This window comes from Amycolatopsis sp. NPDC003731 (assembly GCF_053586895.1).
In genome coordinates, this window is the sequence record NZ_JBSFNC010000244.1 from 1 (window position 1) to 9,125 (window position 9,125).

General features: G+C 69.6%; 10 protein-coding genes. 4 read left to right on the forward strand and 6 right to left on the reverse strand.

Translation table 11 applies throughout. The features are described 5' to 3' along the window. Positions 1-230: 230 nt before the first annotated feature. Positions 231-878 (reverse strand): TetR/AcrR family transcriptional regulator, encoded by a 648-nt coding sequence (locus ACWDN5_RS45105; RefSeq protein WP_176173773.1) that lies wholly within the window; start codon positions 876-878, stop codon positions 231-233. A 130-nt stretch (positions 879-1,008) separates the two neighbouring features. Between ACWDN5_RS45105 and ACWDN5_RS45110 the strand changes: the two genes are divergently transcribed. Both ACWDN5_RS45110 and ACWDN5_RS45115 read left to right on the forward strand, forming a co-directional pair. Continuing rightward, a complete protein-coding gene (locus tag ACWDN5_RS45110; protein ID WP_449680600.1) occupies positions 1,009-2,325 on the forward strand; it encodes a GH1 family beta-glucosidase in 1,317 nt (438 codons plus the stop codon). Beyond that, complete coding sequence (locus ACWDN5_RS45115; RefSeq protein WP_449680601.1) at positions 2,318-3,577, forward strand: MFS transporter; 1,260 nt, start codon at positions 2,318-2,320, stop codon at positions 3,575-3,577. The genes ACWDN5_RS45110 and ACWDN5_RS45115 overlap by 8 nt, the downstream gene beginning before the upstream one ends. Before the next feature lie 318 nt (positions 3,578-3,895). Here ACWDN5_RS45115 and ACWDN5_RS45120 read toward each other — a convergent pair whose 3' ends face one another. Both ACWDN5_RS45120 and ACWDN5_RS45125 read right to left on the reverse strand, forming a co-directional pair. Further along, positions 3,896-4,312 carry a hypothetical protein gene (locus ACWDN5_RS45120; protein ID WP_449680602.1) on the reverse strand — a complete coding sequence of 139 codons (417 nt, stop codon included), beginning with the start codon at positions 4,310-4,312 and terminating at the stop codon, positions 3,896-3,898. Between the two features lie 12 nt (positions 4,313-4,324). Beyond that, a complete protein-coding gene (locus tag ACWDN5_RS45125) occupies positions 4,325-4,663 on the reverse strand; it encodes a hypothetical protein (protein WP_176173770.1) in 339 nt (112 codons plus the stop codon). A 318-nt stretch (positions 4,664-4,981) separates the two neighbouring features. Here ACWDN5_RS45125 and ACWDN5_RS45130 point away from each other — a divergent pair, with 318 nt between their 5' ends. Both ACWDN5_RS45130 and ACWDN5_RS45135 read left to right on the forward strand, forming a co-directional pair. Continuing rightward, positions 4,982-6,367 carry a helix-turn-helix transcriptional regulator gene (locus ACWDN5_RS45130; RefSeq protein ID WP_310968267.1) on the forward strand — a complete coding sequence of 462 codons (1,386 nt, stop codon included), beginning with the start codon at positions 4,982-4,984 and terminating at the stop codon, positions 6,365-6,367. A gap of 22 nt (positions 6,368-6,389) precedes the next feature. Next, a complete protein-coding gene (locus tag ACWDN5_RS45135; protein WP_310968513.1) occupies positions 6,390-7,277 on the forward strand; it encodes a phosphotransferase family protein in 888 nt (295 codons plus the stop codon). A gap of 212 nt (positions 7,278-7,489) precedes the next feature. On the opposite strand, the gene ACWDN5_RS45140 is transcribed toward ACWDN5_RS45135, so the two are convergent. Genes ACWDN5_RS45140 through ACWDN5_RS45150 form a run of 3 tightly spaced genes read right to left on the reverse strand, consistent with a single transcriptional unit; the run spans position 7,490 to position 9,113 of the window. Then, the gene (locus ACWDN5_RS45140) at positions 7,490-8,518 is read right to left on the reverse strand and encodes a copper resistance D family protein (RefSeq protein ID WP_310968266.1); all 1,029 of its coding nucleotides are present in this window, start codon (positions 8,516-8,518) and stop codon (positions 7,490-7,492) included. Then, entirely contained in the window at positions 8,518-9,027 is a 510-nt protein-coding gene (locus ACWDN5_RS45145; RefSeq protein ID WP_449680604.1) for a copper resistance CopC family protein, read from the reverse strand. The genes ACWDN5_RS45140 and ACWDN5_RS45145 overlap by 1 nt, the downstream gene beginning before the upstream one ends. Then, the gene (locus ACWDN5_RS45150; RefSeq protein WP_449680605.1) at positions 8,985-9,113 is read right to left on the reverse strand and encodes an SDR family NAD(P)-dependent oxidoreductase; all 129 of its coding nucleotides are present in this window, start codon (positions 9,111-9,113) and stop codon (positions 8,985-8,987) included. Before ACWDN5_RS45150 ends, ACWDN5_RS45145 begins: the two co-directional genes overlap by 43 nt. Positions 9,114-9,125: the final 12 nt, after the last annotated feature.

The window sequence follows — 9,125 nt, forward strand, 5'->3', positions numbered from 1 at the left end:
CATTCGGGACCTCCGACGTCCCGAATGAGTCATTCGCGACCTTCGGGGAGCCCGGGAGCCCAGGGAGCCCCAGGAGCCCCGGCGCACACACGCACACACGCACACGCGCGCGCCCGCCCTCCCTGGGGGAACCCCCACTTCCAGTCTATCGGCCCCCACTGACAACCCACCCCGAATCCACGCAGTTGTCCACAGCTGTGCCTACCTGTGGACAACTCCTGTGGACAGCCCTACGACCGCTCCCCGAACCGAGCCGCCAAATACCCCTTCACCACGTACTTCGCCTCGGCGACAATCTTCTCGTCGCCGCTCGGCTCGCGGCGGAAAGCCAGCTTCATCAGCGCGTCCGCGACCTCGTTCGCGATCGTGATCGCGAACCGCAGATCCTCCACCGGCCGATCCACCTGTGTGGCCACCAGATCCGTCAGCGAATCCACGATCACCGCGTTGTTGTCGCGCGTCTCGTCCAGCAGCTGGCGGTCGATGATGTCGCCGAAGTGGACCTTCGAAAACCCGGGTACCGTCCGGTGCATCTCCAGGTAGATGTCGAGGATCGAGTCCACGACGTCCCACCAGTGCTCCGGCCCCAGCTGCTTGAGGCGCTCGTTCACCGCGCCCACGAAGCGCTCGAGGTTCCGGGCCGTCAAAGCCTGGACCACGGCTCTCTTGTCCGGGAAGAACTGGTACAGCGAACCCACGGCGACCCCGGCCCGCTTGGCGATCAAAGTCGTCGTCAGCGCGTCGTAACCGAGCTCGTCGATCAACGCCGCGCTCGCGTCGAGCATCTGCTCGACCCTCTTCGCGCTTCGCTGCTGGACCGGCTGGCGGCGTAAGGGGGTGGCTTCCGCCGGCACCTTCGCGGCCTGGATGTCGGACACGGCGCTCCTCCTCGTCTGATCTGGGACTTTATCGTGCCGACGGGCTTCCCCACGGACGAGTGACGACCTAGTATATGAGAACTTTTCATGTTCACCCGTACGGGTGCCCTGACGAAGGGGTCAGCAGCCGGTGCAGAACCCGAACTTCCCGCCCGACTTCCTCTGGGGTGTTTCGACATCGGCGTTCCAGATCGAAGGCGCCACCAGCGAAGGTGGGCGCGGACCGTCCATCTGGGACACCTTCACCGCGACCGAGGGCAAGATCGCCCGCGGTGAACAAGCCAACGTAGCCGCCGACCACTACCACCGCTACCCCGAAGACATCGCGCTGATGGCGGAACTCGGCGTCGGGGCCTACCGGATGTCCATCGCCTGGCCGCGCATCCAGCCCGACGGGAAGGGCGCGCCCAACCCCGAAGGCCTCGGCTTCTACGACAAGCTCATCGACGCCGTCTGCGAGGCCGGGATCGCTCCCGCCGTCACGCTCTACCACTGGGACACCCCCCAAGCCATCGAAGACGACGGCGGCTGGCTCTCCCGGGCGACCGCTGAGCGCTTCGCCGAGTACGCCCGGATCCTCGGAGAGCGCTTCGCCGATCGGGTGAAACTGTGGATTCCGCTCAACGAGCCCATGGTCATGTCCATCTTCGGCTACGGCATCGGCGAGTACGCGCCCGGCAAGGTCCTGCTGCTGGACGCCATTCCCACCGCGCACCACCAGAACCTCGCGCACGGCCTCGCGATCCAAGCTCTGCGCGCGGCGGGTGCCACGAACATCGGCACGGCCAACAACCACTCGCCCATCTGGCCCGCCGACGACGACGCCCAGGACGCCGCGACCTACCTCGACGCGCTGCTCAACCGCCTCTACGCCGACCCGATGCTGCTCGGCACCTACCCCGAAGAGCTGCACCCGCACCTGCCCGCCGGATTCGCCGACGACCTGTCCACCATCGCGCAGCCGCTCGACTTCTACGGCATCAACTACTACGAGCCGCAGGGTGTCGCGATGCCCGGCCCTGGCAACCCGCTGCCCTTCGAGCTGCGGGACATCGAGGGTTACCCGATGACGACGAACGGTTCGCCGATCGTCCCGCACGCCCTGCGCGAACTGCTGCTGGACTTCCACCACCGCTACCAGGACAAGCTGCCGCCCATCCAGATCACCGAGAACGGCTGCAGCTTCGCCGACGAAGTCGCCGAAGACGGTGGTGTCCACGATCCCGAACGCATCGACTTCCTGCACGGTCACCTCGTCGCGCTGCGCGAGGCGATGGACGCCGGCGTCGACGTCCGTGGTTACTTCTGCTGGTCCCTGCTGGACAATTTCGAGTGGTCCAAGGGCTACGCGCCGCGCTTCGGCCTGGTGCACGTCGACTACGAGACCCTGCGGCGGACGCCGAAGGACTCGTTCCACTGGTACCGGAAGCTGGTGCGGAATGAGTGAAACGACCCAGGCGGTCCCCGAGGCGCTCGCCGAACCCACCGTGCGGGTGCGGCCCGGCTGGATGAGCCTGCTGTTCTTCGCCAACATCGCGCTCTGGCTGGGCGTCTACGCGCCGATCCAGGTGCTGCTGCCGAAGCAGGCCGAGCTGCTCGACGCCGTGAACAAGGAAACCGTGCTCGGGGTGGTGATGGGCTTCGGCGCGGCGGTGGCGCTGGTCGCCAACCCCGCGATCGGGCTGCTGTCCGACCGGACCTGCTCCCGGTTCGGCCGGCGGCACCCGTGGACCGTCGCCGGCGCGATCGTCGCCGCCGTCGGGCTGGCGGTGCTGGCGCTGGCGCCGACGGTCGTCGTGATGATCGTCGGCTGGTGCCTCGTGCAGGGCGGCCTCAACGGCATGCTCGCCGCGCTCATGGCCGCCCTGCCCGATCGGGTTCCGGTGGGGCAGCTGGCCGTGGTCGGCGGTCTCGTCGGCATCGCGCAGATGCTCGGCACGGTCCTGGGTGCGGTCGTGGTCGTCGTCGTGCTCGGCATGGCCGGGCTGCCGCTGGCCTACGCGGTCTGCGCGGGGATCGTCGTGATCGGCGCCGCGTTCTTCGTGCTCCGGACGCCGGACGCGCGGCTGCCGGTCGAGTTCCGGCCGCCGTGGGTGCTGCGCCAGGTGCTGCGGGACTTCTGGGTGTCGCCCCGGAAGTACCCGGACTTCGCGTGGGCGTGGAGCTGCCACTTCATGATCAACCTCGGCAACGCGTTCGGCACGCTCTACCTCTTGTTCTTCCTCCAGGACGCGGTGCACTACCCGGACCCGGAGAACGGCCTGCTGATCATGATGGGCCTGTACGGTGTCGCGCTCGTCGCCGGCGCCGCGCTCGCGGGGCACTTCTCCGACAAGTCCGGACGGCGCAAGCCGTACGTCCTGGTGGCCTCCGGAGTGATGGCACTGGCCGCTTTGCTGCTCGTCGTCTGGCAGAGCTGGCCGGTCGCGCTCGCCGCGTCCCCGCTGCTCGGCGTCGGCTTCGGGGCGTACATGGCGGTCGCGCTGGCGATGTTGACGCAGGTGCTCCCCGCGGCGCAGAACCGGGCCAAGGACTTCGGCATCATCAACATCGCGAACTCGCTGCCGCAGGTGGTCGCGCCATTGGTGACGCCGCTGGTGCTCGCCTACCTCGGCGGATATCCGGGGCTCTTCGCGGCTTCGGCGATCGCGACGCTCTTGGCCGCGGTGCTCGTGCTGCGCGTGAAGGCGGTTCGCTAGACGTGGAACCGCGGGCCGGTGCCGGTCGGGGGAGGGGAGTGCAACGGCACCGGCCCGCGGAATTCGTGGGCCGCTCGGGCGAACAGAGCGGGTGAACCAGTGGTCCATACCGCTTGTGTTGATCAATCTAGCGGGGGATTACCGCCTGGGCTAGGCCTAACGCGGATTTTTTTCGATTAATCGCGGTGGGGACCGGGTGTTGGCCGAGGACTGGTTCGCGCTGCTCGGGGGTGCGGGCGAAACAGTCCTCGGCCGGGGCGAGTGCAGACGCGGGTCCGATGGGGCGATCGGCCGGCCGCGGCTCGCCGGTTCAGGGGGTCAGGCCGTGACCGCTCGGCGCGGGTTCACGAGCGCGTGGCGACCGGTGGTCTCGGCCGCGGAGGGCGGCGCGGGGTGGGCCGGGACGGGGCTCTTGCGGCGGCCCTGCAGGCGGCGGTCCGTCGCGGACTGTTGCTGCGGGGCCAGGCCGCCGGCCACCAGGTGTTCGTGCGCGACCTGCCAGACCGAGCACGGCGCCTTGCAGCGGTGCCACCGGGTCGAGCAGGTCGGGCAGTCGCCGCGCTCGTCGGGCTCGTGCATCTTCAGCATCGCGCGCCACGCCTCGGTCAACCGGGGCAGTTCGGAGCGCGCGACCGAGACGAGCGACTGGGCGTCGGCGCGGTTCGCCAGGTCGGTCAGCATGTCGAGGCGCTCCCAGACCGCGTTGCGGAGGACCTGCCCGAGTACCTGATCCATGTCAGCTCACCGTTACCTTTCCGCCATCTTGGCGGCTTCGTTGAGCGCGGCGCGCAGCTGTCCGAGCTGGCCGGACGTCAGCCGCGCGGTCTCACCGGGAGGCGAGACCAGTACCACCTGGTTGTCTTCGACGAACACCGTCACCGCGCGTTCGCGGCTGATGAGGTCGCCGCACTGCACGCGCCACACGAGCTGGCCGCCCTCGTAGTGGCGGACGCTCGCGGTGCGGGGGTCCACCGCGGCGGCCGGGGTGACGGGACGGACAGCGGGGGCGGGAGAGACCATCGCCGTCCGCACGGCGCGGGTCGCCGTGCCGGCATGTCCCCCTGCGAACGAGTCCACGAACTCCACGCCCTTCTCCGCTCTGTCAAAAGTGTCCGAAGATGCCTTCTGCAACATCGCCTTGTCACGACGCTGCGGTTTTCGTAGCTCTCCGTGATCGCTACCGGTGTGCGGCCGGTGACGGAGATCTGACAACTACAGTGAGGTGAAACCGAGTGCGATAGAAGGTGGAATCGGCGTCATAGCGGTGACTGGGCTCGGTTCCACGGTAAGCGGTCAGCGGACTTCGCCCCGACCGATCAGGGCACCAGTTCGGCTGTTCACACGGTTCCGCAGGTTTGCCTACGCTGTTTCACAGACGCCCGACCGGACAGTGGAGGGGGCGCGATGGACGCCAGTAACGGTGGCAGTGCCGAAGCCCGGCAGAGCCACGCAGTTCCCGCTGACGCGTGGGAGCAGCCGGAGATGAGAACGGCTCTCGCGTCGCGCGAGATCAGCGCCGTTTACCGGCTCCTGCGCAAGCACGGTGTCTCGCAGCGCCAGATCGCCGCGATGACCGGCCAGTCCCAGTCCGAGGTGTCGGAGATCCTCAAGGGTCGCCAGGTCATGGCCTACGACGTGCTCACGAGGATCGCCGACGGCCTGGGCGTCCCCCGTGGATACATGGGCCTCGCCTACGACGAGGCCACGGCGATACGGGTCGTCGGCTCCGCCGACGGCCAGCAGGCTGAGGAGGACGAGTCCGTGAAGCGACGGAGGTTCCTCGCGCACGCTGCCCAGGTCACGATGGGTGCGGCGGTGTTCGGTCCGGAATCGGGCACCTGGGCGGCCGGGCCGGCCAGGACGCCGGCGCCCGGGCGCATCGGCATGACCGACGTCCGCCAGGTCGAAGCCGCGACGCGGGCGCTGCGGGCGCTCGACTACCAGTACGGCGGCGGGTTCTGCCGCGACGCCGTGGTGGCCCAGCTGTCCTGGGGCCAGCAGATGCTCGAGGCGCACGGCACGGAAATCGTCAAAAACCGGCTGTACGTCGCGCTCGCCGACCTCCACTCGCTGGCCGGCTGGACCTCCTTCGACACCGGCCTGATGGACTCCGCCCGCGGCCACTTCGCGAACGCGCTGGACCTGGCCAAGCAGGGCGAAAACCACCCGCTGGTGGCCAACGTGCTCTACCGCATGGGCCGCGTCTACCTGCACCAGGACGCCCCGAACGACGCGCTGAAGCTGTTCCAGCTGGGCCAGATCGCCGCTCAGGAAAGCGGTTCCGAGCTGGCCGTCTCCGTGCTCTGCGCGAACGAAGCCTGGGCCTACGCAATGATGGGCAACGAAGAGCAGGCGGTGAAGCTGCTCGGCCGGAGCAAGGACGAGTTCGAACGCGCCAACCTGGCCGAAGCCGAGTCGTGGGTCAAGTTCTTCACCGAGACCGACGTCTACGCCATGGTCGGCACCGTCCACACGGTCCTCGCGCAGAAGAACGCCGAGCACACGAAGTACGCGATCCCGGCGCTGACCAGGGCCGTCGAGTCCTACGACGACGAGATGGCCCGCTCGAAGACGTTCATGCTGAGCGCGCTCGCCACCAACCACCTGCTCGACGGCGACCTCGACCACGGCGCCAAGGTCGGCGGCAAGGCCATCGACTGCGCCGAGGGCATCAAGTCGGAGCGGGTCAAGGACCGGATGCGGCCCCTGCAGGAAGAGGCCGAGCGCCGCCGCAACAACGCCGACGCCCGTGACCTCGCCGACCGCCTCCACGCTTTCTACGCCGCCTGACCCCGAGAGCGCCGGCGCGGTTTTGGACGGCCGGTTCACCTCGGGGAAGCTGCGTGGCGTGCTGGCCGAGACCTGCTCGCTGCTGGGCTTCGACCCGGCGGGCGCACGGTTGCTGCGGTTCACCAACAACGCGGTGTACGCGCTGGTCAGCGCGCCTTTCGTGGTCCGGATCGTCGGCTCGACGCAGCTGCGGCACCGGGTCGGCACGGTCGTGCGCGTGGCCCGGCACTTCGAGCGCCACGGCGTCCCCGCGATCCGGCTCCTCGGCGACGTCGAGCAGCCCCTGGAGGTGGGCGGGCACCTGGTGACCGTGTGGCACCAGGTGCCGAGCATCGGCCGGGCGGCGACGTCGGTCGACCTGGCCCGGCTGCTGCGCCAGGTGCACGCCCTGCCCCCGCCGCCGGACCTCGCCGAGTGGGCGCCGTTCGCCGCGGTGCGGGCCCGGGTGTCCGACGCCGAAGAGATCAGCGACGCCGACCGCGAGTTCCTGCTCGACCGCTGCGCCGAACTCGAAGCCGAGCTGGCCGAGCTGGAGTTTCCGCTGCCCAGGGGCCTGGTCCACGGCGACGCGTACCCCGGCAACGTCATCCCCGGGCCGGACGGGCCGGTGCTCTGCGACTTCGATTCCTCGTGCGTCGGCCCGCCGGAGTGGGACCTGACGCCGCTGGCGGTCGGCCGTGAGCGGTTCGGCGACCCGCAGGTGGCATACCGGACGTTCGCCGCGGCGTACGGCTTCGACGTGACGTCGTGGCCGGGGTTTGCCGTGCTCCGCGGCATCCGCGAGCTGAAGCTGACGACGAGCGTGCTGCCCATCCTGCGCAGCCGGCCGCAGGTGCGGCCCGAGCTCTTCCGCCGTCTGGACGATCTTCGGAACGGCCGGACGGACGTGCGCTGGACGCGTTACCGCTGACCCTCATCTGTCACTTGGTGTGATCGACACCACAAGCTGCACGTGCATTCGCCGACTGCAAATGACCGTTCGTCGCATCCAAAAGGCGGTCAGCTCTGGGTAGAAAGTTCGGCTCGACCAGTCACCCCCAATGGATGCCGGATCATCCCAATGCGCAAGTTGCAGCTACTCGCCGTGACTTCGGACCGGGTCCTACCTGCGGCGACGACGTTTCAGGAGGCGACGACCGGCGCCCGCGTCAGCACGACGGCGAACCCGAACGCCAGGCCCATCACCGTCAGCTCGAGCGTCGCCCAGGCGGCGAGCGCCGTGCGGTCGTGCCGGACGATCCGCGGCATCAGGCGCCAGCGGACGTTCGCGCCGAGCAGCGCGATGGCGCCGGTGCAGACGAGCTTCAGGACGAGCAGCTGCCCGTACGGCGTGGTGAAGATGGCCGCCCAGAAGCCGATGGTCGGGTTGAGCGAGATCTCGGCCAGGCCGTTGAACAGCCCGGTGGCGGCGGAGATCACCAGGCAGAGGGTCGCGAGCTTGGAGAACCGCGGCAGCGCGTGCGCCAGCAGCGTCCGGTTCGCCACCAGGAGCACGGTCATCGCGCCGAGGCCGCCGGTCCAGGCGACCGCGCTCATGACGTGCAGCTCCATCGAGATCATCGTGTAGTCGTGGTAGTTCCAGTTCGACGCGTGCCCGGTGACCGGCAGCGGCAGCAGCGCGAACAGGCCGAGCCCGACCCGGACCTCGGCGGGCACCTTCTCGCCGAACCGCAGCGCCAGCGCGCCGATGCCGGCGTGGACGAGCGCGAGCACGGCGACGATGACGAGCGCCTTCCCTGCGCCGACGTCGGCGATGTACTGCCCGATGTCCGACGGCGAGAGCGTCGGCGAACCCGGCTTGTACTCCGCGGTCTGCAGGATCAGCGCGACGACCGCGGTGGTGGCCCAGACGAGCGCGGCCGCGACGCCGGCCGGGCGGGCCAGCCGCATGACCGGTTCGGTCAGCTTCGGCCGGTCGTAGCCGACGAGCACGGACAGCAGCGCCAGCCCGATCGTGGTGACCGCGGCGAGGTCGAGCAGGACCCGGACGACCGGGATGCCGGCCGAGACCACCGCGTCGGGCTGCACCACACCGGGGACCGGGGCGGTGGCGGTCAGCGCGACACCGATGAGGGCGCCCAGCAGGCCCGCCGTCACGACGCAGAGCAGTGTCGAGTAGCGGACCTTCGTGGTGGCCTCGGCCTGGGTCATCAGTTCTTCTCTTCGATCTTGCCGCCGGCGCGCAGCGCCACGGTCAGCCCGATCGCCAGCAGCACGACGGCGCCGGCGATCCAGACCCAGATCGGCACGCCGGTGGACGACGACTGCTGCGGGGACGCCGACGAGGAGCCGCCGGGCGACCTCGCCGCGTCGACGGTGGCCGGCGTGCCGGTGCCCGCGGCCGTCAGCGTGAAGCTGAGCTCACCGGTCACCGGGTGGCCGTCCGCGGACAGCACCCGGTAGCCGACGGTGTACTTCCCGGCCGGGCCGAGCGGCCGCAGGGGCGCACTGATGACGTTGTTCACCACGGTGATCGGCCCCTCGGCCCACTGGCCGCCGCCGGGTCCGGTCACCGCGATCTGGTTGACGTCCGCGCCCTGCACGTACTGGTCGAAGGTCAGGCTGATCTTCGCCGGGCCGGCGGCGACGGACGAGCCGTTCGCCGGGTCCGAGGAGATCAGCACGTTGTGCGCCAGCGCCGGGGTGGCCGTGCCGAGCACGGCCCGAACCAGCCGCGGCCCGCGTTGTTGACGAGCACGTCGATTCCTCCGAACCGCTCCTCCGCCGCCTTGACCGCCGCACGCACCTGCTGGGCATC